The sequence below is a fragment of the Streptomyces sp. TSRI0107 genome, assembly GCF_001905845.1.
Taxonomy (GTDB): Bacteria; Actinomycetota; Actinomycetes; order Streptomycetales; family Streptomycetaceae; genus Streptomyces.
Map to the genome: position 1 here is coordinate 14,314 of NZ_LIVZ01000014.1, position 24,238 is coordinate 38,551.

The following is a 24,238-nucleotide window of genomic DNA, read 5'->3' on the forward strand; positions in this document are numbered from 1 at the left end:
CACCGGTCCCTGTACGGCCCCGCTCGTCTCACCGGTCCCTGTACGGGCCCGTCGTCTCGCCGATCCACGGACGGGCCCGTCGTCTCACCAGTCCGCGGACGGACCCGTCAGTTCACTGATCGCGGGGCGGGCGGCGTCCAGGACCGTCATGAACCAGGCCGAGAACGGGCCCTCGGCGTGCCGCTCCGCCAGCTCGGCGGCGGTCACGAAGGCGGTCGCGCCGACCTCCTCCGGGTCCGGGGCGAGCGGCGACTGCACCAGGCCCACGAAGAGATGGTTGTACTCCTGCTCCACCAGCCCCGACGCCGGGTCCGGGTGGTTGTAGCGGACCGTGCCCGCCTCCGCGAGCAGCGACGGGGACACCCCCAGCTCCTCGTACGTCCGCCGGGCCGCCGCGGCGAACGGCGCCTCGCCGGGGTACGGGTGTCCGCAGCAGGTGTTCGACCACACGCCGGGGGAGTGGTACTTGCCGAGCGCCCGCTGCTGGAGCAGCAGCCGCCCCTGCTCGTCGAAGAGGAACACCGAGAACGCGCGGTGCAGCTGCCCGGGCGGCTGATGGGCGGACAGCTTCTCCGCGGTGCCGATCGTGACGCCGTTCTCGTCGACCAGTTCCAGCAAGATCGCGTCCGCGGTGCCGTCCGACGCGCTGTGCGTCGCGGTGGCAGGTGTGATCGGCATACCCATCCTTCGCTTCGTTCCTCGTGCCCAGTCTGCCGTACGAATCCGGCACTCCCGGCACTTCCCGGCACGACCCGCATGTCCCGCGCGGGACGTGTGCGGCTGCCGCCACCGTTCGGACACCGGGAGGGGCCCGGGAGGTGATCGTGCCCCTGGCGGAGGACGGGGAACCGTTCGGACTGGCGTACGACGCCGTCACGTCACCCCGCCCGGGTTCACCGTGCTCGGGCCCGCCGGCGCCTCAGTGGCACAGCCGTGCCTCATGTTCCGCGTGACCGCTCGGCTCCAGCTGGAACGTGCAGTGCTCGACGTCGAAGTGATGGCCGAGACAGCCCTGCAACTCGTGCAGCATCTTCTCGTGGCCGATCGCGCTCAGTACGTCGGAGCGGACGACGACGTGCGCGGACAGCACCGGCATCCCCGAGGTGATCGTCCAGGCGTGCAGGTCGTGCACGTCCTCCACCCCGTCCAGCGCCAGTATGTGGGCCCGCACCTCGGCCATGTCGACGTCCTTCGGGGCCGACTCCAGCAGCACGTCCAGCGTCTCGCGCAGCAGCTTCCAGGTGCGGGGCGCGATCATCAGGGCGATGACGAGCGAGGCGATCGGGTCGGCGGCCTGCCAGCCGGTGGTGAGGATCACCGCCGCCGCCACCAGCACCGCGACCGAGCCCAGCGCGTCCGCCGCCACCTCCAGGAACGCGCCGCGCACGTTCAGGCTCTCCCGCTGCCCCCGCATCAGCAGGGTGAGGGAGATCATGTTCGCGACCAGGCCGATCCCGCCGAAGACGAGGGTCACGCCGCCCTCCGTGTCGGCCGGGGTGACGAACCGCTGGACCGCCTCGTACAGCACGTATCCGCCGACCCCGAACAGCAGCAGACAGTTGGCGAGCGCCGCGAGGATCTCGGCGCGGGCGTAGCCGAAGGTGCGGTTCTGGGTCGGGGGCAGGTTCGCGAAGTGGATGGCGAGCAGGGCCATGCCGAGGCCCAGCGCGTCCGTCGCCATGTGGGCGGCGTCGGCGATCAGCGCGAGCGAGTCCGCGAGCAGGCCGCCGACGACCTCCACCACCATCACGGTGAGGGTGATCGCCAGCGCGATCCGCAGCCGGCCGCGGTACGCCGCCGCGGCCGTGCCCGTGACCGGTGCGCCGTGCGCGTGTCCGTGGTCGTGCCCAGCCCCCATGAAAGCCGCCCTCCTGCGATCGGTCCGGATCACAGTGAACTACGGGTGGGGGGTATCCGGCAACGCGGCACTGAACACCGTTGTCATATGCTCTGACCTGCGGAAACGATCCCCAGGTCAGAGCGTTGCGGCAGTCAGCGGCCGTGATGCAGCAGCCAGCCCCGCCATGCCGACTCGACCATCTCGCGTACCCCTCTGCGGGCGGTCCACCCCAGTTCCGCGGCGGCCCGCCCGGCGGAGGCGACGGCGCGCGGGGCGTCGCCGGGGCGGCGCGGCTCGACGACGGCCGGACGGGTGTCCCCGGTCACCTCCCCGATCAGCGTGACCAGTTCCCGTACGGAGACGCCCTCGCCCCGGCCGATGTTCACGGTCAGATCGCCCGCGGCGTCCTGGGCGGACAGCCGGCGGGCCGCCGCGAGGTGGGCCTCGGCGAGGTCGGCGACATGGATGTAGTCGCGCACACAGGTGCCGTCCGGGGTCGGATAGTCGTCGCCGAAGATCCGCGGCGCCTCGTCGCGGGTGAGCCGGTCGAAGACCATCGGCACGATGTTGAAGACACCGGTGTCGGCCAGCTCGGGGGCGGCCGCCCCGGCGACGTTGAAGTACCGCAGGCAGACGGTCGCGATGCCGTGCGCCCGGCCCGCGGCCCGCACCAGCCACTCACCGGCCAGCTTGGTCTCGCCGTACGGGTTCACCGGCGCGCAGGGCGTGTCCTCCGTGATGAGGTCCACATCCGGGTTGCCGTAGACGGCCGCCGACGAGGAGAACACGAACCGCCGGATCCCGGCCCCGGCGACCGCCTCCAGCAGCGTCGCCAGCCCGCCCACGTTCTCCTGGTAGTACCGGGTGGGCTGCGCCACGGACTCGGCGACCTGCTTGCGCGCGGCGAGATGCACCACACCGGTCACCCCGTGCTCGGCGAAGACCCGCTTCAGCAGGTCCGCGTCCGTCGCCGACCCCCGCACCAGCGGCACGCCGGCCGGCAGCCGCGCGGGCACTCCCGCCGACAGATCGTCCAGCGCGACGACCCGCTCCCCGGCCTCGGCCATCGACCGCGCCACATGTGCCCCGATGTATCCGGCACCGCCGGTGATCAGCCATGTCATGGTCGCCCACCCTAAGCCCGGCGCCTGCCGCGGGCCGAGTCCGGGCCCTGCCGCCGGCCGAGCCCGGCCCGTGCTGTCGACCGGGTCCGGTGCCTGCTGCTGACCGGGCTCGGCCCCTGCCACAGAGCAAGTCCGGTGCCCGCCACCGACCGGGCTTGGCCCCTGCTGCCGCCCGAGTCCGGCGTCCGCCGCCGACCGAATCCGGCCCCTGCCGCGACCGAGCCCGGCCCCCGCTGCACACCGGCCCCTGGCCCTGCCGCTGACCAAGCCCGACGCCCGCCGCTGACCGGGTCCGGCCCCTGCCGCAGAGCAAGTCCGGTGCCCGCCACCGACCGGCCCCTGGCTCCGCCGCGCACCGACCCCCGGCGTCGCCGCACCCCCCGCGCCGCTGCCACCCCGGCTCCGCCGCCACCCCCTCCACCACGCTCAGAAACCCCACCCTCACCCCACAGCAACCGCCGTATGTCACGATTGTCCGCGTTGTTAGCGGGATTTTGTCCCGCGCCCCCCGCACCCCCCATGATGATCACGGCGGAGTGGCTTGCAGTATGGGGCGTCCGGGCCGTGAACGGGCGGTGAACACGGGCCTCCGATCATCCGATAGCCTCTGCCGACATGCCGCCCGCATGGCGCAGCCGATGGTGCAGCCAAGGGGCGCCCCCACATGTTCAGGCCCGGCGCCCCGCGCGTCGGCACGCTAGGAGTGAGTTCGGTTGTCGACCGCCATCCTCACCGGTCAGCCGGTCCCCGGATCGTCGATCGAGGGCGATCTGCGGTCCCTCGGCTTCGAGGTGCGCACCGCCGCCGACACCGCCGACGCCGAGACGCTGCTGGCCCAGGTGCCCGGCGACCAGCGCGTCGCGGTCGTCGACGCTCGTTTCGTCGGCCATCTGCACGCCCTGCGCCTCGGCCTGACCGACCCCCGCTTCCCGCTGGCGGCCGTCCCCGGCGCCGTCACCGCCCAGCCGGCCGGCCGGCAGGCCCTGACCCGGGCGATGGCCCGCGAGAACTCCGCCGGCGGCGGCACCGGCGGCACCGTCGTCGTCGACAGCCTCGCCGACCGCGTGGTCACCGCCCTCGACGCCGACGGCGCCGACGTGCACCGCCCCGAGCTGGGCAGCCTGGTCGCCACCGTCCCCGGCGACCCGCAGGCCCGCAACGAGGCCCGTCAGGCCGTGGCCTCCGTCGACGACGAGGCGATCCGCCTGAAGTCGGCCGTGAAGTCCCGCGACGGGTTCTTCACCACCTTCTTCATCAGCCCGTACTCCCGCTACATCGCCCGCTGGTGCGCCCGCCGCGGCCTCACCCCGAACCAGGTCACCACGGCCTCCCTGATCACCGCGCTGATCGCGGCGGCCTGCGCGGCCACCGGCACCCGCGGCGGTTTCGTCGCGGCCGGCGTCCTGCTGATCGCCTCCTTCGTGCTGGACTGCACCGACGGCCAGCTCGCCCGCTACTCGCTGCAGTACTCCACCCTCGGCGCCTGGCTCGACGCCACCTTCGACCGCGCCAAGGAGTACGCCTACTACGCGGGCCTCGCCCTCGGCGCCGCCCGCGGCGGCGACGACGTCTGGGCTCTCGCCCTCGGCGCGATGATCCTCCAGACCTGCCGGCACGTCGTGGACTTCTCCTTCAACGAGGCCAACCACGACGCCACCGCCAACACCAGCCCCACCGCCGCCCTCTCCGACAAGCTCGACAGCGTCGGCTGGACGGTCTGGGTGCGCCGCATGATCGTCCTGCCGATCGGCGAGCGCTGGGCGATGATCGCAGTCCTCACGGCCGTCACCACCCCCCGCATCACCTTCTACGCGCTGCTCGTCGGCTGCGCCTTCGCTGCCTCCTACACCACGGCGGGCCGCGTCCTGCGCTCCCTGACCCGCAAGGCCCGGCGCACCGACCGGGCCGCGGCGGCGCTCGCCGACCTCGCCGACTCCGGCGCCCTCGCGCAGGGCGTCGCGAAGGCCTCGCGGAAGCCCGCCCGCCGCCTGCCCGGCTTCGCCGTCCCGGCGATCGCCCTGCTCGGCGGAGCCGCCGTCGTCGCCACCGCCCTGTTCACCGAGTTCGGCAGCCCGTGGCCGGTCGTCGCCGCCGCCGGCTACGCCCTGACCTCGGGCCTCGCCGTCGCCCGCCCCCTCAAGGGCGCCCTCGACTGGCTCGTCCCGCCGTTCTTCCGCGCCGCCGAGTACTGCACCGTCCTCGCGCTCGCGGCCGGCGCGGGGGTGAACGGAGTGCTTCCGGCGGCTTTCGGGCTGGTGGCGGCCGTCGCCTACCATCACTACGACACGGTGTACCGCATCCGCGGCAACGCCGGTGCGCCCCCGGTCTGGCTCACCCGGACCATCGGGGGGCACGAGGGACGCACGCTGCTCGTCACCGTCCTGGCCGCGCTGCTCACCGCCGCGCAGTTCAAGGTCGCGCTCACGGCCCTCGCCGTGGCCGTCGCCCTGCTGGTGCTCGTCGAGAGCATCCGCTTCTGGGTGTCCGCAGGGGCGCCCGCCGTACACGACGAAGGAGAACCCGCATGATCGGCCTCGTGCTGGCGGCCGGCGCCGGACGGCGTCTGCGCCCCTACACCGACAGCCTGCCCAAGGCGCTGGTGCCGGTGGGGCCCGCGGGCATAGAGGGCGAACCGACGGTTCTCGACCTCACCCTCGCCAACTTCGCCGAGGTCGGCCTCACCGAGGCCGCGATCATCGTCGGCTACCGCAAGGAGGCCGTGTACGAGCGCAAGGCGGCGCTGGAGGCGAAGTACGGCCTCGAGCTCACCCTCATCGACAACGACAAGGCCGAGGAGTGGAACAACGCCTACTCCCTGTGGTGCGGCCGTGACGCCCTCAAGGACGGCGTGATCCTCGCCAACGGCGACACCGTCCACCCGGTCTCCGTCGAGAAGACCCTGCTCGCCGCCCGCGGCGAGGGCAAGAGGATCATCCTCGCGCTGGACACGGTGAAGGACCTGGCCGACGAGGAGATGAAGGTCGTCGTCGACCCCGAGAAGGGCATGACGAAGATCACCAAGCTGATGGACCCGGCCGAGGCCACCGGTGAGTACATCGGTGTCACCCTCATCGAGGGCGACGCCGCCGCGGAGCTCGCGGACGCGCTGAAGACCGTCTGGGAGACCGACCCCCAGCAGTTCTACGAGCACGGCTACCAGGAACTGGTCAACCGCGGCTTCCGCATCGACGTCGCGCCGATCGGCGAGGTCGACTGGGTCGAGATCGACAACCACGACGATCTCGCCCGCGGACGGGAGATCGCGTGCCGGTACTGACCCGTCTCATCCCCTCGCCGCTCGTCGTCGACATCCGTCCGGGTGCCATCGACGACCTGGCCTGTGTCCTCGCCGACGAGCGCATCTCGCACTCGGGCCGCCTCGCCGTGGCCGTCAGCGGCGGCTCCGGCGCGAAGCTGCGCGAGCGGGTCGCCCCGCAGCTGCCCGGCGCCACCTGGTACGAGGTCGGCGGCGGCACCCTGGACGACGCGGTGCGGCTGGCAGCCGACATAAAGGCCGGCCACTACGACGCGGTCGTCGGCCTCGGCGGCGGCAAGATCATCGACTGCGCCAAGTTCGCCGCGGCCCGCGTCGGCCTCCCCCTGGTCGCCGTACCGACGAACCTCGCCCACGACGGCCTGTGCTCACCGGTCGCCACCCTCGACAACGACGCCGGGCGCGGCTCCTACGGCGTGCCCAACCCGATCGCCGTCGTCATCGACCTGGACATCATCCGCGAGGCCCCGGTCCGCTACGTCCGGGCCGGCATCGGCGACGCCGTCTCCAACGTCTCCGCCATCGCCGACTGGGAGCTGGCCCACCGGGTCAAGGGCGAGAAGATCGACGGACTCGCCGCCGCCATGGCCCGCCAGGCCGGTGAGGCCGTGCTGCGGCACCCCGGCGGCATCGGGGACAACGAGTTCCTCCAGGTGCTCGCCGAGGCGCTGGTGCTCAGCGGCATCGCCATGTCCGTGTCGGGCGACTCCCGCCCGTCCTCCGGCGCCTGCCACGAGATCAACCACGCCTTCGACCTGCTCTTCCCCAGGCGGGCCGCCGCCCACGGCGAGCAGTGCGGGCTGGGCGCGGCCTTCGCGATGTACCTGCGGGGGGCGCACGAGGAGTCGGCGTACATGGCCGAGGTGCTGCGTCGGCACGGGCTGCCGGTGCTGCCCGAGGAGATCGGCTTCACCACCGACGAGTTCGTCAAGGTCGTGGAGTTCGCCCCCGAGACCCGGCCCGGCCGCTACACGATCCTCGAACACCTCGACCTGAAAACCGACCAGATCAAGGACATCTACGCCGACTATGTCAAGGCCATCGGTAGCTGAACTCCGGCCGGTCGTCCACCCCCCGGGGGTGAAGGACCGGCGCAGCGGTGAGCACTGGATGGGACGCCTCTACATGCGTGAGGTGTCCCTGCGGGTCGACCGCTACCTGGTGAACACCAGGGTCACGCCCAACCAGCTCACGTACCTGATGACCGTCTGCGGTGTGCTCGCGGCCCCGGCGCTCCTGGTGCCGGGGATCCCGGGCGCCGTACTCGGCGTGATCATGGTCCAGCTGTATCTGCTGCTCGACTGCGTCGACGGTGAGATCGCCCGCTGGAAGAAGCAGTACTCGCTCGGCGGGGTCTACCTCGACCGCGTCGGCGCCTACCTCACCGACGCCGCCGTCCTCGTCGGCCTCGGCCTGCGCGCCGCCGACCTGTGGGGCGAGGGCCGCGTCGACTGGCTGTGGGCCTTCCTCGGCACCCTGGCCGCGCTCGGCGCCATCCTGATCAAGGCCGAGACCGACCTGGTCGGCGTCGCCCGCCACCAGGCGGGCAAGCCCCCGGTGCAGGAGTCCGCGGCCGAGCCGCGCTCCTCCGGCATGGCGCTGGCCCGCCGGGCCGCCGCCGCGCTGAAGTTCCACCGGCTGATCCTCGGCATCGAGGCGTCCCTGCTGATCCTGGTCCTCGCCGTCGCCGACCAGGTCCACGGCGACCTCTTCTTCACCCGGCTCGGCACCGCCGTGCTCGCCGGGATCGCGCTGCTGCAGACCGTGCTGCACCTCGTGTCCATCCTCGCGTCGAGCAGGCTCAGGTGAGTGCCGTGGCTACGTCAATGAAGGTCGGCGCCGTCGTCATCACCATGGGCAACCGCCCCGAGGAGCTGCGCGCCCTCCTGGAGTCGGTAGCGGGCCAGGACGGCGACCCGGTCGAGGTCGTGGTGGTCGGCAACGGTTCGCCCGTGCCGGACGTCCCCGAGGGCGTGCGCACCATCGAGCTGCCCGAGAACCTGGGCATCCCCGGCGGCCGCAACGTCGGCATCGAGGCCTTCGGGCCCGGCGGCCGCGACGTCGACGTCCTGCTCTTCCTCGACGACGACGGGCTGCTCGCCCGCACCGACACCGCCCAGCTGTGCCGGGAGGCCTTCGCCGCCGACGACCGGCTCGGCATCATCAGCTTCCGCATCGCCGACCCCGAGACCGGCGTCACCCAGCGCCGCCACGTCCCCCGGCTGCGGGCCTCGGACCCGATGCGCTCCTCCCGGGTGACGACCTTCCTCGGCGGCGCCAACGCCGTCCGCACGAAGGTGTTCGCCCAGGTCGGCGGGCTGCCGGACGAGTTCTTCTACGCGCACGAGGAGACCGACCTGGCCTGGCGGGCCCTCGACGCGGGCTGGATGATCGACTACCGGTCGGACATGGTGCTGTACCACCCGACGACCGCGCCGTCCCGGCACGCCGTCTACCACCGGATGGTGGCCCGCAACCGGGTCTGGCTCGCCCGCCGCAACCTGCCCGGCCTGCTGGTCCCCGTGTACCTGGGCGTCTGGCTGCTGCTCACCCTGGCGCGCCGCCCCTCGCGGCCGGCGCTGAAGGCGTGGCTCGGGGGATTCCGGGAAGGCTGGTCGACGCCGTGCGGTCCCCGCCGGCCCATGAAGTGGCGTACGGTGTGGCGGCTGACCCGGCTGGGCCGGCCCCCGGTGATCTGACAAGCTCGTCCCTGCACGGGCCGGGTCACCACCCTCGGCCCGGGCTCCCGCCGAGCCCGCACCGGCTGCGCATCTTCGAAGACGAAAGTTTCCACTAGTGAGTGAGACAACGCACGACGGCGGAGTCGCCGTGACCGAGCCACCCTCGCCCGACGGGCATCTGACGGCGGCCGAGCTCGCCGCCAAGTACGGCCTGTCCGTGAGCGGCGCCCGGCCCTCGCTCGTCGAGTACGTCCGCCGGCTCTGGGGACGGCGTCACTTCATCATCGCCTTCTCCCAGGCCAAGCTGACCGCCCAGTACAGCCAGGCGAAGCTCGGCCAGCTGTGGCAGGTCGCCACCCCGCTGCTCAACGCGCTCGTCTACTACCTGATCTTCGGGCTGATCCTGAACGCGGGCCGCGGCATGTCCAGGGACGTGTACATCCCGTTCCTGGTCACCGGCGTCTTCGTCTTCACCTTCACCCAGTCCTCGGTGATGGCCGGCGTCCGCGCGATCTCCGGCAACCTCGGCCTGGTGCGCGCCCTGCACTTCCCGCGTGCCTCGCTGCCGGTGTCGTTCGCGCTCCAGCAGCTCCAGCAGCTGCTGTTCTCGATGATCGTGCTGTTCGCGGTGGCCTGCGCCTTCGGCAGCTACCCGGACCTGTCCTGGGTGCTGATCCTCCCGGTCCTCGCCCTGCAGTTCCTGTTCAACACCGGCCTCGCCCTGGTGGTGGCGCGGATGGGAGCGAAGACCCCGGACCTGGCCCAGCTGATGCCGTTCGTCATGCGGACCTGGATGTACGCCTCGGGCGTGATGTTCTCCATCCCGATCATGCTGGAGGACAAGCCGGCCTGGATCGCCGACGTGCTCCAGTGGAACCCCGCCGCCATCTACATGGACCTGATGCGCTTCGCGCTGATCGACGGCTACGGCTCCGAGAACCTGCCCCCGCACGTCTGGGCGGTCGCGCTCGGCTGGGCGCTGCTGACCGCCGTGGGCGGCTTCGTGTACTTCTGGAAGGCGGAGGAGAGGTACGGCCGTGGCTGAGGCACGCGTTCCCACCGTCATCGCCGACGATCTGCACATCGTCTACCGCGTCAACGGCGCCAAGGGCGGCAAGGGCAGCGCCACCGCCGCGCTGAGCCGCATCCTCAGGCGGGGCTCCGACGACGCGGCCCGGGGCGTGCGCAAGGTGCACGCCGTGCGCGGCGTGTCCTTCGTCGCCTACCGGGGCGAGGCCATCGGCCTGATCGGCTCCAACGGCTCCGGCAAGTCCACCCTGCTGCGGGCCATCGCCGGTCTGCTGCCCGCCGAGAAGGGCAAGGTCTACACCGACGGCCAGCCCTCGCTGCTCGGCGTGAACGCCGCCCTGATGAACGACCTCACCGGCGAGCGCAACGTCATATTGGGCGGTCTCGCCATGGGCATGTCCCGCGAGGAGATCAAGGCCCGCTACCAGGACATCGTCGACTTCTCCGGCATCAACGAGAAGGGCGACTTCATCACCCTGCCGATGCGCACCTACTCCTCCGGCATGGCCGCCCGCCTCCGCTTCTCCATCGCCGCCGCCAAGGACCACGACGTCCTCATGATCGACGAGGCGCTGGCCACCGGCGACCGCAAGTTCCAGAAGCGCTCCGAGGAGCGCATCCGGGAGCTGCGCAAGGAGGCCGGCACCGTGTTCCTGGTCAGCCACAACAACAAGTCGATCCGCGACACCTGCAACCGCGTGCTGTGGCTGGAACGCGGCGAGCTGCGCATGGACGGCCCGACCGACGAGGTCCTGAAGGAGTACGAGAAGTTCACGGGCAAGTGACCCGACGCGCCCGGGGCCCCGCCGGAACTCCTCCGGCGGGGCCCCGCGCCTGCGAGACGGACGCCAACTCCCGCCCGTCGTAGGATTCTTGGCGTCAATCGGTGCGTTCTTGTGATGCCGGGGACACCCGCGAGGACCGTCCAGGGTTGTACAACGTAAGCTGTACCGGTCCCGAATCGATGCAAGTGGGGCGATAATGCGCGACACCCTCCGTGAGGGAGGCCGTGCGAACACCGGGCGGCGTGTCCGAAATAGTGTGTATTGGCTCCGCAGTGTAGAACGGGAGATGTGACGGCAATGGCTACGGAAACTCCCCACCTCGCCGCAGCATGTGCCGTCCCCGCCCGAGGCAGCACACGGTGACGCGAACCGGCACGGCGCTCCCGGCCGATCCGGAGCGCGCCACCCTCGACAAGGCCGCGGCCGAGAACTTCCCCGTGGCCCCCTTCTTCCTGCCCCGGGCCTGGCGGACCGACCTCATGGCGGTCTACGGCTTCGCCCGCCTCGTCGACGACATCGGCGACGGCGACCTCGCCCCCGGTGGCGCCGACGCCCGGCTGCTGGGCGTCCCCCCGGAGCGGGCCGAGGACCGGCTGACCGTGCTGGACGCCTTCGAGGCCGATCTGCGCCGGGTCTTCGACGGCGAGCCCCGGCACCCCCTGCTGCGCCGCCTCCGGCCGACGGTCCGCCGCCGCTCGCTCACCCCCGAGCCGTTCCTCGGGCTGATCGCCGCGAACCGCCAGGACCAGCTGGTCAGCCGGTACGAGACCTACGACGACCTGCTCGCCTACTGCGAGCTGTCCGCCAATCCCGTCGGCCGGCTCGTGCTCGCCGTCACCGGCACCGCCACCCCCGAGCGGATCCGCCGCTCCGACGCGATCTGCACGGCCCTGCAGATCGTCGAACACCTCCAGGACGTCGCCGAGGACCTCGGCCGCGACCGGATCTACCTGCCCGTCGCGGACATGAAGCGCTTCCACGTCCAGGAGGCGGATCTCGCGGCCCCCTCGGCAGGCGCGTCGGTGCGCGCGCTGGTCGCGTTCGAAGCACAACGCGCCCGCGATCTGCTGAATGAAGGCGCCCCCCTCGTGGGTAGCGTGCACGGCAGGCTCAGGCTGCTGCTCGCGGGGTTCGTGGCGGGGGGAAGGGCGGCCGTCGACGCGATCGTCGCCGCCGACTACGACGTACTTCCCGGCCCGCCCAAGCCCGGCAAGCTCCGGTTGCTGCGCGAGGTGGGCGTGACTCTGCGAGGAGAGGGGTGATCCGGACCGTGGAGCCCGATCCACACGTGTCGGCACCGGTACTCGCCGCCTACCGCTACTGCGAGGCCGTCACCGGGCAGCAGGCCCGTAACTTCGCCTACGGCATCCGGCTGCTGCCGGCGCCCAAGCGGCGCGCCATGTCGGCGCTGTACGCGTTCTCCCGGCGCGTCGACGACATCGGCGACGGCGCGCTCACCGGCGAGGTGAAGAACGCCAGGCTGGAAGAGACCCGGGCGCTGCTCACCCGGATCCGCGAGGACGGCGTCGACGAGGACGACACCGACCCGGTCGGCGTAGCGCTCGCGCACGCGGCCCGGACCTTCCCGATCCCGCTCGGCGGCCTGGACGAGCTGATCGACGGCGTGCTGATGGACGTCCGCGGGGAGACCTACGAGACCTGGGACGACCTCAAGGCCTACTGCCGCTGCGTGGCGGGCGCCATCGGGCGCCTCTCCCTCGGCGTGTTCGGCACCGAACCGGGCGCGCGGGGCGCCGAGCGCGCCCCCGAGTACGCCGACACGCTCGGGCTCGCGCTCCAGCTCACCAACATCCTGCGCGACGTCCGCGAGGACGCCGAGGGCGGGCGCACCTACCTGCCCGGCGACGACCTCGCCAAGTTCGGCTGCTCGGCCGGGTTCGCCGGACCGACCCCGCCGGAGGGCTCCGACTTCGCGGGCCTCGTGCACTTCGAGGTCCGCCGGGCCCGCGCCCTGTTCGCCGAGGGCTACCAGCTGCTGCCCATGCTCGACCGGCGCAGCGGCGCGTGCGTCGCCGCCATGGCGGGCATCTACCGCCGCCTCCTGGACCGCATCGAGCGCGACCCCCAGGCCGTCCTGCGCGGCCGCGTCTCGCTGCCCGGCCGCGAGAAGGCCTACGTCGCCGTGCGCGGCCTGTCCGGCCTGGACACCCGCCACGTCACCCGCCACGTCAGCCGGCGCACCCTGCGGAGGCGCGTCTGATGGGGCACTTCGGGCTGGGGGCGAGCACGGGGACGGACCCGGACGGAGCCGCCGACGGGGAGCACGGCGATGCCGTCGGCGGCAGTCGCCGCGGCGGCACGCACACGCGCGTGACCGCCGCCGGCCCCGGCGGCCGTCCCGACGGCCCGCGCGGCGGTGTCCTCCGGGAAGGCGCCGGTGACCGCCCGTACGGAAAGCGGCGCGCAACCCTCCGGCGAGCGGGTGCGTCACAGACGGCAGCGGTCCGGTCCGGACGGTTCCTTCGGCGTGGTGGACGCGCAGGGGAGGGTGCACGATGACCGACGGCACGAGGAACGGGCGCGGGCGGGACGCCGTGGTCGTCGGCGGCGGGCTCGCCGGCGTCACCGCCGCGCTCGCGCTCGCCGACGCGGGCGTGCGCGTCACGCTGCTCGAAGGCCGGCCCCGCCTCGGCGGCCTCGCCTTCTCGTTCCGGCGCGGTGAGCTGACCGTCGACAACGGACAGCACGTCTATCTGCGCTGCTGCACCGCCTACCGCTGGTTCCTGGACCGGATCGACGCGGCCGCGCTGGCCCCGCTGCAGGACCGTCTCGACGTGCCCGTCCTCGACCTGGCCAAGCCGGAGGGCCGACGGCTCGGCAGGCTGCGGCGCGACGCGCTGCCCGTCCCGCTGCACCTGGGGCGCAGCCTCGCGACGTACCCGCATCTCTCGCTCGCCGAGCGCGCCGCGGTCGGCCGGGCCGCGCTCGCGCTGAAGGGGCTCGATCTCGCCGATCCGGCCCTGGACGCGCAGGACTTCGGCAGCTGGTTGACCGCGCACGGTCAGTCGGCGCGTGCCGTCGAGGCCCTGTGGGACCTGGTCGGGGTCGCCACCCTCAACGCGGTCGCGGGCGACAGCTCCCTGGGGCTCGCCGCGATGGTGTTCAAGACCGGTCTGCTCTCCGACCCGGGTGCGGCCGACATCGGCTGGGCGCGCGTCCCGCTGGGCGAACTGCACGACCGGCTGGCTCGCAGGGCGCTCGACTCCGCGGGCGTCCGCACCGGAGTCCGTACCCGAGTCACCTCCATCTCCCGGTACGGAAACGGGCGTTGGAGCGTTCAGGTTCCCGGCGAGACCATCGAGACGGACGCGGTCGTGCTCGCCGTACCGCAGCGCGAGGCACACGCCCTGCTGCCGGACGGCGCCCTCGACGCGCCCGAACGACTGCTCGAAATCGGCACGGCTCCGATCCTCAACGTCCACGTCGTCTACGACCGCAAGGTCCTCGGCACCCCCTTCCTCACCGCCCTCGGCACCCCGGTGCAGTGGGTGTTCGACCGCACCGAGGCCTCCGGGCTCACCGGCGGCGGCCAGTACCTCGCCGTGTCGCAGTCGGCCGCACAGGACGAGATCGACGCCCCGGTGTCCGTACTGCGCGAGCGGTACCTGCCGGAGCTGGAGCGGCTGCTGCCCCGCACCCGGGGCGCCGAAGTGCTGGACTTCTTCGTGACCCGGGAGCGCACCGCGACCTTCGCTCCCACCCCCGGCGTCGGCCGGCTGCGGCCCGGCGCCCGCACCAAGGCCCCCGGCCTGTACCTGGCCGGAGCGTGGACCGCCACCGGGTGGCCCGCGACCATGGAGAGTGCGGTCCGCAGCGGCATCGGCGCGGCGGACGCCGCGCTGCGTGCCCTGGGCCGGCCCCGCCCCCGCCACCTCTTCGACGTCGAGGAGGCGGCCTGATGCAACGGCTGCGCGGCGCGGCAGGTCCCCGCACCCCCGGTACCGCAACAAGAGGAGAGACTGTGCCCACTGTGCCCCCGGCCTCGAAGGCCGCTCGAGAGACCGCGGTGGACGTGACCGCGCTCCTGGAGCGCGGTCGGACCCTGGCCACACCGGTACTGCGGGCGGCCATCGACCGCCTGGCCCCTCCCATGGACATGGTCGCCGCCTACCACTTCGGCTGGATCGACGCCGACGGCAAGCCCGCCGACGGGGACGGCGGCAAGGCCGTGCGCCCCGCGCTCGCGGTGCTGTCCGCCGAGGTCACCGGCGCCGCCCCGGAGACCGGCGTTCCCGGCGCCGTCGCCGTCGAACTGGTCCACAACTTCTCGCTGCTGCACGACGACCTGATGGACGGCGACGAACAGCGCCGGCACCGCGACACCGTCTGGAAGGTGCACGGCCCCGCCCAGGCCATCCTGGTCGGCGACGCCCTGTTCGCGCTCGCCAACGAGCTGCTGCTGGAACTCGGCACCGTCGAGGCGGGCCGCGCCACCCGCCGGCTGACCACCGCGTCCCGCGCCCTGATCGACGGCCAGGCCCAGGACATCTCCTACGAGCTCCGCGACCGCGTCACCGTCGAGGAGTGCCTGGAGATGGAGGGCAACAAGACCGGCGCCCTGCTCGCCTGCGCCTGCTCCATCGGCGCGGTGCTCGGCGGCGCGGACGACCGTACCGCCGACACCCTGGAGAAGTACGGCTACCACCTCGGCCTCGCCTTCCAGGCCGTGGACGACCTGCTCGGCATCTGGGGCGACCCGGACGCCACCGGCAAGCAGACCTGGAGCGACCTGCGTCAGCGCAAGAAGTCACTGCCGGTGGTGGCCGCGCTCGCCGCGGGCGGCAGCGCCTCCGAGCGGCTGGGCGAGATCCTCGCCGCCGACGCCGTGAGCAGTGACTTCGCGAACTTCTCCGAGGAGGAGTTCGCGGCGCGTGCCGCCCTCATCGAGGAGGCGGGCGGCCGTGAGTGGACGGCCGAGGAAGCGCGCCGTCAGCACGCCATCGCCATCGAAGCCCTCGACGCCGTGGACATGCCCGACCGGGTGCGGGCCCAGTTCTCGGCGCTCGCCGACTTCGTCGTCGTACGAAAGAGATGATCACTATCGGTCGAATAGCCCTCGCGTAGTCGCCGGCCGGTGTGCGAAGGGAAGCGCACCGGCCGACGGCGGACCCACAGCAGACAGCGTCACCAGCAGGACTGCACGAAGGGGAAGCCATGACAGCGACGACCGACGGAAGCACCGGGGCCCTGCCGTCCCGCGCTGCCGCGGCCAGCGAAACCGACACCGAGACCCCCGCGGCGGCCGGGGTGCACGAAGCCGCCGTACGCGCCACCTTGCGCGCCACCGACTTCCTGCTGTCCCGGCAGGACGCCGAGGGCTGGTGGAAGGGCGACCTGGAGACCAACGTCACGATGGACGCCGAGGACCTGCTGCTCCGCCAGTTCCTGGGCATCCGCGACGAGCGGACCACCCGGGCCGCGGCCCTCTTCATCAGGGGCGAGCAGCGCGAGGACGGCACCTGGGCCACCTTCCACGGCGGGCCCGGCGAACTCTCCACCACCATCGAGGCGTACGTCGCGCTGCGGCTGGCCGGGGACGCCCCGGACGCGCCGCACATGGCGAAGGCCTCCGCGTGGATCCGCGAGCGGGGCGGGATCGCCGCCTCCCGGGTCTTCACCCGGATCTGGCTGGCCCTGTTCGGCTGGTGGAAGTGGGAGGACCTGCCCGAACTGCCGCCCGAGCTGATCTGGTTCCCGTCATGGGTGCCGCTCAACATCTACGACTTCGGGTGCTGGGCCCGGCAGACCATCGTCCCGCTCACCGTCGTCTCCGCGAAGCGGCCGGTCCGCCCCGCTCCCTTCCCGCTGGACGAACTGCACACCGACCCGGCCCGCCCGAACCCGCCCCGGCCCCTCGCCCCGGCGACCACCTGGGACGGCGCCTTCCAGCGGCTGGACAAGGGCCTGCACGCCCTGCGCCGGGTGGTGCCGAAACGGTTGCGCCGGGCCGCCATGAACACCGCCGCCCGCTGGATCATCGAGCGGCAGGAGAACGACGGCTGCTGGGGCGGCATCCAGCCGCCCGCCGTGTACTCGATCATCGCGCTGCACCTGCTCGGCTACGACCTCCAGCACCCGGTGATGCGTGAGGGCCTGGCCTCGCTGGACCGTTTCGCCGTCTGGCGGGAGGACGGCGCCCGGATGATCGAGGCCTGCCAGTCCCCGGTGTGGGACACCTGCCTCGCCACGATCGCCCTGGTCGACGCCGGGCTCCCCGCCGACCACCCGCGGCTGGTGAAGGCCGCCGACTGGATGCTGGGCGAGGAGATCGTCCGCCGCGGCGACTGGGCGGTGCGCCGGCCGCAACTCCCGCCGGGCGGCTGGGCGTTCGAGTTCCACAACGACAACTACCCCGACATCGACGACACCGCCGAGGTGGTCCTCGCGCTGCGCCGGGTCAGGCACCCGGAACCGGAGCGGGTGGAGCGGGCGATCGGCCGCGGGGTGCGCTGGAACCTCGGGATGCAGTCGAGGAACGGCGCCTGGGGCGCCTTCGACGTCGACAACACCAGCCCCTTCCCCAACCGGCTGCCGTTCTGCGACTTCGGCGAGGTCATCGACCCGCCCTCGGCCGACGTCACCGCGCACGTCGTGGAGATGCTGGCCGTCGAGGGCCTGTCCCACGACCCGCGCACCCGGCGCGGCATCGACTGGCTGCTCGCCGCACAGGAGCCGGACGGCTCCTGGTTCGGACGCTGGGGCGTCAACTACGTCTACGGCACCGGATCGGTGGTCCCGGCCCTGGTCGCGGCCGGCCTGTCCACCGCGCACCCGGCGATCCGGCGGGCCGTCGCCTGGCTGGAGCGGGTGCAGAACGACGACGGCGGCTGGGGCGAGGACCTGCGCTCCTACAAGGACGTCGAGGCGTGGAGCGGCCGGGGCGCCTCCACCGCCTCCCAGACGGCGTGGGCGCTGATGGCCCTGCTGGCGGCGGGGCAGCGGCACTCCAAGGCCGTCGAACGCGGCATCGAATGGCTCACGGCGACCCAGCGGGAGGACGGCTCCTGGGACGAGCCGTACTTCACCGGCACCGGCTTCCCCTGGGACTTCTCCATCAACTACCACCTCTACCGGCAGGTCTTCCCGCTCACCGCGCTCGGCCGGTACGTGCACGGCGAGCCCTTCTCCGGCGGCAGGGCGGCCAGGCCGCTCGCCGAGGCCAAGGGGAGCTGATGACCGTACGGCCCGCTCCGGCCCCGCTGCTGATCGCCTGCGCGCTCGGCATCGAACACCTGGCCCTGCGCCTGGGGGACCGGAGCGGCGCGGACGGGCCCGTCACCGTGCTGCGCACCGGCATGGGCCCCAGGGCCGCCGAACGCTCGGTCACCCGGGTGCTGGCCGACCCGGCGCTCGCCGGCGCCGTCGTGCTCGCCACCGGGTTCTGCGCGGGGCTCGCCCCCGGCATGCACCCCGGCGACCTGGTCGTCGCCGAGGAGACCCGGGACCCGCGCGGCGGTACCCCGTGCGTGGGCACCGAGCTGCTGGTCAAGGAACTCGTGCGGGCCGTGCCCGGCCGCACCGTCCACACCGGGCCCCTCACCGGCTCCGATCACGTGGTCCGCGGCCTGGAGCGCGCAGATCTGCTGGCGACCGGCGCGATCGCGGTCGACATGGAGTCGGCGGCCACGCTCCTGAGCGCCGTGCGCGCGGGCGAGCGCCCGGTTGCGGCCGTCCGGGTGGTCGTGGACGCTCCTGAACATGAACTCGTCCGTATCGGCACGGTGCGCGGTGGAATATCGGCTTTCCGCGTCCTACGTTCCATCCTTCCCGCTTTCTTTGAATGGCACCGCAATGTTCTGCTCCCCAGGAGGTGAGCCCGATGGCCATGCCGCTGCGCCAGTCCATCAAGGTCGCTACATACTTGGCTGAACAAAAGCTCCGCCGGCGCGACAAGTTTCCGCTCATCGTCGAACTGGAACCCCTCTTCGCCTGCAACCTGAAGTGCGAGGGCTGCGGCAAGATCCAGCATCCCGCGGGGGTGCTCAAGCAGCGCATGCCGGTCGCGCAGGCCGTGGGGGCGGTGCTGGAGTCCGGCGCGCCGATGGTCTCGATCGCCGGCGGCGAGCCGCTGATGCACCCTCAGATCGACGAGATCGTGCGCCAGTTGACGGCCAAGCGGAAATACGTCTTCCTGTGCACCAACGCGATGCTGCTGCGCAAGAAGATGGACAAGTTCACCCCGTCCCCCTACTTCGCCTTCGCCGTGCACATCGACGGCCTGCGCGAGCGGCACGACGAGTCCGTCGCCAAGGAGGGCGTGTTCGACGAGGCCGTCGAGGCGATCAAGGAGGCCAAGCGGCGCGGCTTCCGGGTCACCACCAACTCCACGTTCTTCAACACCGACACCCCGCAGACCGTCGTCGAGGTGCTGAACTTCCTCAACGACGACCTGAAGGTCGACGAGATGATGATCTCGCCGGCGTACGCCTACGAGAAGGCGCCCGACCAGGAGCACTTCCTCGGCGTGGAGCAGACCCGCGAGCTGTTCAGGAAGGCCTTCGCGGGCGGCAATCGGCGCCGCTGGCGGCTCAACCACTCCCCGCTCTTCCTGGACTTCCTGGAGGGCAAGGTCGACTTCCCGTGCACCGCGTGGGCGATCCCCAACTACTCGCTCTTCGGCTGGCAGCGGCCCTGCTACCTGATGAGCGACGGCTATGTGCCGACGTACCGCGAACTCATCGAGAAGACCGACTGGGACAAGTACGGCCGCGGCAAGGACCCGCGGTGCGCGAACTGCATGGCGCACTGCGGCTACGAGCCGACCGCCGTCCTCGCCACCATGGGCTCCCTCAAGGAGTCCCTGCGGGCGATGCGCGACACGGCCTCCGGAAACCGGGAGTGACGTCATGACCGCCGTTCCCCTGGGCGTCCCCGAGGTGCCGGTCCGGCCGCTCGCCGAGCGCCGCCCGTCGCGGCGGATCCACGTCGGGCCGGTAGCGGTGGGGGGCGGCGCCCCCGTGTCGGTGCAGTCGATGACGACGACCCGTACGTCGGACATCGGCGCCACCCTCCAGCAGATCGCCGAGCTGACCGCCTCCGGCTGCCAGATCGTTCGGGTCGCCTGCCCCACCCAGGACGACGCCGACGCCCTCGCGACCATCGCCCGCAAGTCGCAGATCCCGGTCATCGCCGACATCCACTTCCAGCCGAAGTACGTCTTCGCGGCCATCGAGGCCGGCTGCGCCGCGGTCCGCGTGAACCCCGGCAACATCAAACAGTTCGACGACCGGGTGAAGGAGATCGCGCGGGCCGCGAAGGACCACGGCACTCCGATCCGCATCGGCGTCAACGCGGGCTCGCTGGACCGGCGGCTGCTCCAGAAGTACGGCAAGGCCACCCCGGAGGCGCTGGTCGAGTCGGCGCTGTGGGAGGCGTCGCTGTTCGAGGAGCACGACTTCCGCGACATCAAGATCTCGGTCAAGCACAACGACCCGGTCGTGATGATCGAGGCCTACCGGCAGCTCGCCGCCCGGTGCGACTACCCGCTGCACCTCGGTGTGACGGAGGCGGGCCCGGCGTTCCAGGGCACCATCAAGTCGGCCGTCGCCTTCGGCGCCCTGCTCTCCCAGGGCATCGGCGACACGATCCGGGTGTCGCTGAGCGCCCCGCCCGCCGAGGAGGTCAAGGTCGGCATCCAGATCCTGGAGTCCCTGAACCTGCGGCAGCGGCGGCTGGAGATCGTCTCCTGCCCGTCCTGTGGCCGCGCTCAAGTCGACGTCTACAAGCTGGCAGACGAGGTCACCGCCGGGCTGGAGGGCATGGAGGTGCCCCTGCGCGTCGCCGTCATGGGCTGCGTGGTGAACGGGCCCGGCGAGGCCCGCGAGGCCGACCTGGGCGTCGCCTCCGGCAACGGCAAGGGCCAGATCTTCGTCAAGGGCGAGGTCGTCAAGACCGTCCCCGAGTCGAAGATCGTGGAGACCCTGATCGAGGAGGCGATGAAGATCGCCGAGCAGATGGAACAGGACGGCGTCGCCCCGGGGGAGCCGGCCGTCACCGTGAGCTGAACAGCACGGACCGAAGGGGGCCCGAGCGTGACGATTCTGGAGAGCATCCGGGGACCACGCGACCTGAAGGCGCTGTCCGAGACGCACTTGCGCGAACTGTCCGAGGAGATCAGGGACTTCCTGGTGCACGCGGTCGCCAGGACCGGCGGCCACCTCGGTCCCAACCTGGGCGTGGTGGAACTGACCATCGCCCTGCACCGGGTCTTCGAGTCACCGGTCGACCGCATCCTGTGGGACACCGGCCACCAGAGCTACGTGCACAAACTCCTGACCGGCCGGCAGGACTTCTCCAAGCTGCGCGGCAAGGGCGGCCTGTCCGGCTACCCCTCGCGGGAGGAGTCCGAGCACGACGTCATCGAGAACAGCCACGCCTCCACGGCGCTCGGCTGGGCCGACGGGCTCGCCAAGGCACGCCGGGTGCAGGGGGAGAAGGGCCACGTCGTCGCGGTCGTCGGCGACGGGGCGCTCACCGGCGGCATGGCCTGGGAGGCGCTGAACAACATCGCCGCCGCCAAGGACCGCCCGCTGATCATCGTCGTCAACGACAACGAGCGCTCCTACGCGCCGACCATCGGCGGCCTCGCCAACCACCTCGCCACCCTGCGCACCACCGACGGCTACGAGAAGGCGCTCGCCTGGGGCAAGGACGTGCTGCTGCGCACACCGGTCGTGGGCCATCCGCTCTACGAGGCCCTGCACGGCGCCAAGAAGGGCTTCAAGGACGCCTTCGCGCCGCAGGGCATGTTCGAGGACCTGGGCCTGAAGTACGTCGGCCCGATCGACGGACACGACATCAAGGCCGTCGAGTCGGCGCTGCGGCGCGCCAAGCGCTTCCACGGGCCGGTGCTCGTGCACGTCCTCACCGAGAAGGGGCGCGGCTACGAGCCCGCCCTCGCGCACGAGGAGGACCACTTCCACACCGTCGGCGTCATGGACCCGCTGACCTGCGCGCCCCTGAGCCCCGCAGGCGGGCCCTCCTGGACCTCGGTGTTCGGCGACGAGATCGTGCGGATCGGGGAGGAACGCGAGGACGTCGTGGCGATCACGGCGGCCATGCTGCACCCGGTGGGGCTCGGGAGGTTCGCCGAGCGGTTCCCGGACCGGGTGTGGGACGTCGGCATCGCCGAGCAGCACGCCGCGGTCTCCGCGGCCGGACTCGCGACCGGCGGGCTGCACCCGGTCGTCGCCGTCTACGCCACCTTCCTCAACCGGGCCTTCGACCAGTTGCTGATGGACGTGGCGCTGCACCGCTGCGGCGTGACCTTCGTGCTGGACCGGGCCGGGGTGACCGGCGTCGACGGCGCCTCGCACAACGGCATGTGGGACATGTCGATCCTCCAGGTCGTGCCGGGCCTCAGGATCGCCGCGCCGCGCGACGCCGACCAGCTGCGGATCCAGCTGCGGGAGGCGGTCGCCGTCGATGACGCGCCGACGCTGGTGCGCTTCCCGAAGGAGTCGGTGGGGCCGGACATCCCCGCGGTGGACCGGGTCGGCGGCATCGACGTCCTGCACCGCGGCCCCGGACCCCAGGTGCTGCTGGTCGCCGTCGGGGTGATGGCGTCGACGTGCCTCCAGGCGGCCGAACTGCTTCAGGCACGCGGCATCGGCTGCACGGTCGTCGACCCCCGCTGGGTCAAACCCGTCGACCCGGAGCTGCCCGGCCTCGCCGCCCGGCACCGGCTGGTGGCCGTCGTCGAGGACAACAGCCGCGCGGCCGGGGTCGGCGCGGCGGTCGCGCTCGCGCTGGGCGACGCCGAGGTGGACGTGCCGGTACGGCGGTTCGGCATCCCCGAGCAGTTCCTCGCGCACGCCAAACGCGGCGAGGTGCTGGCCGACATCGGGCTGACGCCGGTGGAGATCGCGGGCCGGATCGGCGCGAGCCTGGCGGTACGGGCGGAGCGGGCGCGAGGGGCGGCGGACGACGCCACGTCGACGCCCGCCACGGCCCCGCACCCCCCGGCGCGGCACCCCGCCGCCGACGACGAGCCGTCCGAGGAGAGCCACGTATGACCACCGCGGAATCCGCGTCCCAGCCGCCGGAGCCGGCGCCCGGCGGGGAGTTCGACCTGAGGGCGCTGCTGGCCGAGCGCGGAGCCGAACGTTACGAGCTGCACGCCCGGTACCTGAACCACCAGTTGCCGCGCATGCTGCACACCATCGGCTTCGACAAGGTCTACGAGCGGGCCGAGGGCGCGTACTTCTGGGACTCGGACGGCGCCGACTACCTCGACATGCTCGCCGGGTTCGGGGTGATGGGCCTGGGCCGCCACCACCCCGTCGTCCGCAAGGCGCTGCACGACGTCCTCGACGCGGACCTCGCCGACCTCACCCGGTTCGACTGCCAGCCGCTGCCCGGGCTGCTGGCCGAGCGGCTGCTCGCGCACAGCCCGCACCTGGACCGGGTGTTCTTCGGCAACAGCGGCACGGAGGCGGTGGAGACGGCGCTGAAGTTCGCGCGGTACGTCACGGGCCGACCGAGGATCCTGTACTGCGCGCACGCCTTCCACGGGCTGACCACCGGCTCGCTGTCCGTGAACGGCGAGTCCGGCTTCCGGGACGGCTTCGCCCCGCTGCTGCCGGACACGGCCGTACCGCTCGGCGACCTGGACGCGCTGGCCCGGGAGCTGAAGAAGGGCGACGTCGCCGCCCTGATCGTCGAGCCGATCCAGGGCAAGGGCGTGCACGAGGCCCCGCCCGGCTATCTGCGCGCCGCCCAGGAGCTGCTGCACCGGCACAAGGCCCTGCTCATCGCGGACGAGGTGCAGACCGGACTCGGCCGCACCGGCGACTTCTACGCCTACCAGCACGAGGAGGGCGTCGAACCGGACCTGGTGTGCGTGGCCAAGGCGCTGTCCGGCGGCTATGTGCCGGTGGGCGCCACCCTGGGCAAGGACTGGATCTTCAAGAAGGTGTACTCCTCGATGGACCGGGTGCTGGTCCACTCGGCGAGCTTCGGGTCCAACGCCCAGGCCATGGCGGCGGGCCTGGCCGTGCTGTCGGTCATGGAGAACGAGCAGATCGTCGCCGGTGTCCGCCGCACCGGCGAGCTGCTCAAGGCCCGGCTCACCGCCCTGATCGACAAGTACGAGCTGCTGGCCGACGTACGCGGCCGGGGCCTGATGATCGGCATCGAGTTCGGCCGGCCCCGCTCGCTGAAGCTGCGCGGCCACTGGACCATGCTGCAGGCGGCCCGCAAGGGCCTGTTCGCGCAGATGGTGGTGGTGCCGCTGCTGCAGCGGCACCGGATCCTCACCCAGGTCTCCGGCGACCACCTGGAAGTGATCAAGCTGATTCCGCCGCTCGTCATCGGGGAGCGGGAGGTGGACCGGTTCATGGACGCCTTCACCGCCGTGATGGACGACGCGCACAGCGGCGGCGGGCTGGTGTGGGACTTCGGGAAGACGCTGATGAAGCAGGCGGTGGCGAACCGGTAGCCGGGGGACAGGAGACGGGGGACGGCGGACGGGACAAGGCTCCCGA

The 24,238-nt window shown here is 72.2% G+C and carries 21 protein-coding genes; 18 read left to right on the forward strand and 3 right to left on the reverse strand.

Annotation, left to right across the window (positions count from 1 at the left end; all coding sequences use genetic code 11):
• Positions 1–84: 84 nt before the first annotated feature.
• The 3 genes from idi to galE form a co-directional block, all read right to left on the reverse strand.
• Entirely contained in the window at positions 85–678 is a 594-nt protein-coding gene (gene idi, locus AMK31_RS32170) for an isopentenyl-diphosphate Delta-isomerase (protein ID WP_073944251.1), read from the reverse strand.
• A 241-nt stretch (positions 679–919) separates the two neighbouring features.
• The gene (locus AMK31_RS32175; protein ID WP_073944252.1) at positions 920–1,858 is read right to left on the reverse strand and encodes a cation diffusion facilitator family transporter; all 939 of its coding nucleotides are present in this window, start codon (positions 1,856–1,858) and stop codon (positions 920–922) included.
• A 134-nt stretch (positions 1,859–1,992) separates the two neighbouring features.
• On the reverse strand, positions 1,993–2,964 hold the full coding sequence (gene galE / locus AMK31_RS32180; RefSeq protein ID WP_073944253.1) for a UDP-glucose 4-epimerase GalE: 972 nt from the start codon (positions 2,962–2,964) through the stop codon (positions 1,993–1,995).
• Positions 2,965–3,677: 713 nt separating this feature from the next.
• Between galE and AMK31_RS32185 the strand changes: the two genes are divergently transcribed.
• From AMK31_RS32185 to AMK31_RS32265, 18 genes are all read left to right on the forward strand, one after another.
• Entirely contained in the window at positions 3,678–5,492 is a 1,815-nt protein-coding gene (locus AMK31_RS32185) for a DUF5941 domain-containing protein (RefSeq protein WP_073944254.1), read from the forward strand.
• Positions 5,489–6,241, forward strand: a complete 753-nt coding sequence (locus AMK31_RS32190; protein WP_073944255.1) for a phosphocholine cytidylyltransferase family protein — start codon at positions 5,489–5,491, stop codon at positions 6,239–6,241. The genes AMK31_RS32185 and AMK31_RS32190 overlap by 4 nt, the downstream gene beginning before the upstream one ends.
• The gene (locus AMK31_RS32195; protein WP_073944256.1) at positions 6,229–7,290 is read left to right on the forward strand and encodes an iron-containing alcohol dehydrogenase family protein; all 1,062 of its coding nucleotides are present in this window, start codon (positions 6,229–6,231) and stop codon (positions 7,288–7,290) included. Before AMK31_RS32190 ends, AMK31_RS32195 begins: the two co-directional genes overlap by 13 nt.
• Positions 7,268–8,047, forward strand: a complete 780-nt coding sequence (locus AMK31_RS32200) for a CDP-alcohol phosphatidyltransferase family protein (protein ID WP_073944485.1) — start codon at positions 7,268–7,270, stop codon at positions 8,045–8,047. The genes AMK31_RS32195 and AMK31_RS32200 overlap by 23 nt, the downstream gene beginning before the upstream one ends.
• A 17-nt stretch (positions 8,048–8,064) precedes the next feature.
• Positions 8,065–8,937: a glycosyltransferase family 2 protein gene (locus AMK31_RS32205; protein ID WP_073944257.1), complete on the forward strand. Its 873-nt coding sequence runs from the start codon at positions 8,065–8,067 to the stop codon at positions 8,935–8,937.
• A 97-nt stretch (positions 8,938–9,034) separates the two neighbouring features.
• A complete protein-coding gene (locus AMK31_RS32210; protein WP_073944258.1) occupies positions 9,035–9,964 on the forward strand; it encodes an ABC transporter permease in 930 nt (309 codons plus the stop codon).
• Entirely contained in the window at positions 9,957–10,733 is a 777-nt protein-coding gene (locus AMK31_RS32215; protein WP_073944259.1) for an ABC transporter ATP-binding protein, read from the forward strand. The genes AMK31_RS32210 and AMK31_RS32215 overlap by 8 nt, the downstream gene beginning before the upstream one ends.
• Before the next feature lie 329 nt (positions 10,734–11,062).
• Positions 11,063–11,995, forward strand: coding sequence for a squalene synthase HpnC (gene hpnC / locus AMK31_RS32220; protein WP_385312917.1), 933 nt, complete (start codon positions 11,063–11,065; stop codon positions 11,993–11,995).
• Entirely contained in the window at positions 11,992–12,954 is a 963-nt protein-coding gene (hpnD, locus tag AMK31_RS32225; protein WP_073944261.1) for a presqualene diphosphate synthase HpnD, read from the forward strand. The genes hpnC and hpnD overlap by 4 nt, the downstream gene beginning before the upstream one ends.
• On the forward strand, positions 12,954–13,253 hold the full coding sequence (locus AMK31_RS42465) for a DUF6380 family protein (protein ID WP_385312919.1): 300 nt from the start codon (positions 12,954–12,956) through the stop codon (positions 13,251–13,253). The genes hpnD and AMK31_RS42465 overlap by 1 nt, the downstream gene beginning before the upstream one ends.
• Positions 13,250–14,653 carry a hydroxysqualene dehydroxylase HpnE gene (hpnE, locus tag AMK31_RS32230; RefSeq protein ID WP_073944262.1) on the forward strand — a complete coding sequence of 468 codons (1,404 nt, stop codon included), beginning with the start codon at positions 13,250–13,252 and terminating at the stop codon, positions 14,651–14,653. Before AMK31_RS42465 ends, hpnE begins: the two co-directional genes overlap by 4 nt.
• Positions 14,653–15,789 carry a polyprenyl synthetase family protein gene (locus AMK31_RS32235; RefSeq protein WP_073944263.1) on the forward strand — a complete coding sequence of 379 codons (1,137 nt, stop codon included), beginning with the start codon at positions 14,653–14,655 and terminating at the stop codon, positions 15,787–15,789. Before hpnE ends, AMK31_RS32235 begins: the two co-directional genes overlap by 1 nt.
• 119 nt (positions 15,790–15,908) lie before the next feature.
• Positions 15,909–17,927, forward strand: coding sequence for a squalene--hopene cyclase (gene shc / locus AMK31_RS32240; RefSeq protein ID WP_073944264.1), 2,019 nt, complete (start codon positions 15,909–15,911; stop codon positions 17,925–17,927).
• Positions 17,927–18,568 (forward strand): phosphorylase family protein, encoded by a 642-nt coding sequence (locus tag AMK31_RS32245; RefSeq protein WP_073944265.1) that lies wholly within the window; start codon positions 17,927–17,929, stop codon positions 18,566–18,568. The genes shc and AMK31_RS32245 overlap by 1 nt, the downstream gene beginning before the upstream one ends.
• Before the next feature lie 5 nt (positions 18,569–18,573).
• Positions 18,574–19,596: an adenosyl-hopene transferase HpnH gene (gene hpnH, locus AMK31_RS32250; RefSeq protein ID WP_073944266.1), complete on the forward strand. Its 1,023-nt coding sequence runs from the start codon at positions 18,574–18,576 to the stop codon at positions 19,594–19,596.
• 4 nt (positions 19,597–19,600) lie between these two features.
• Positions 19,601–20,758 carry a flavodoxin-dependent (E)-4-hydroxy-3-methylbut-2-enyl-diphosphate synthase gene (gene ispG / locus AMK31_RS32255; protein ID WP_073944267.1) on the forward strand — a complete coding sequence of 386 codons (1,158 nt, stop codon included), beginning with the start codon at positions 19,601–19,603 and terminating at the stop codon, positions 20,756–20,758.
• A gap of 27 nt (positions 20,759–20,785) precedes the next feature.
• Entirely contained in the window at positions 20,786–22,768 is a 1,983-nt protein-coding gene (dxs, locus tag AMK31_RS32260; RefSeq protein WP_079187023.1) for a 1-deoxy-D-xylulose-5-phosphate synthase, read from the forward strand.
• Positions 22,765–24,192: an aspartate aminotransferase family protein gene (locus AMK31_RS32265; protein WP_073944268.1), complete on the forward strand. Its 1,428-nt coding sequence runs from the start codon at positions 22,765–22,767 to the stop codon at positions 24,190–24,192. The genes dxs and AMK31_RS32265 overlap by 4 nt, the downstream gene beginning before the upstream one ends.
• Positions 24,193–24,238: the final 46 nt, after the last annotated feature.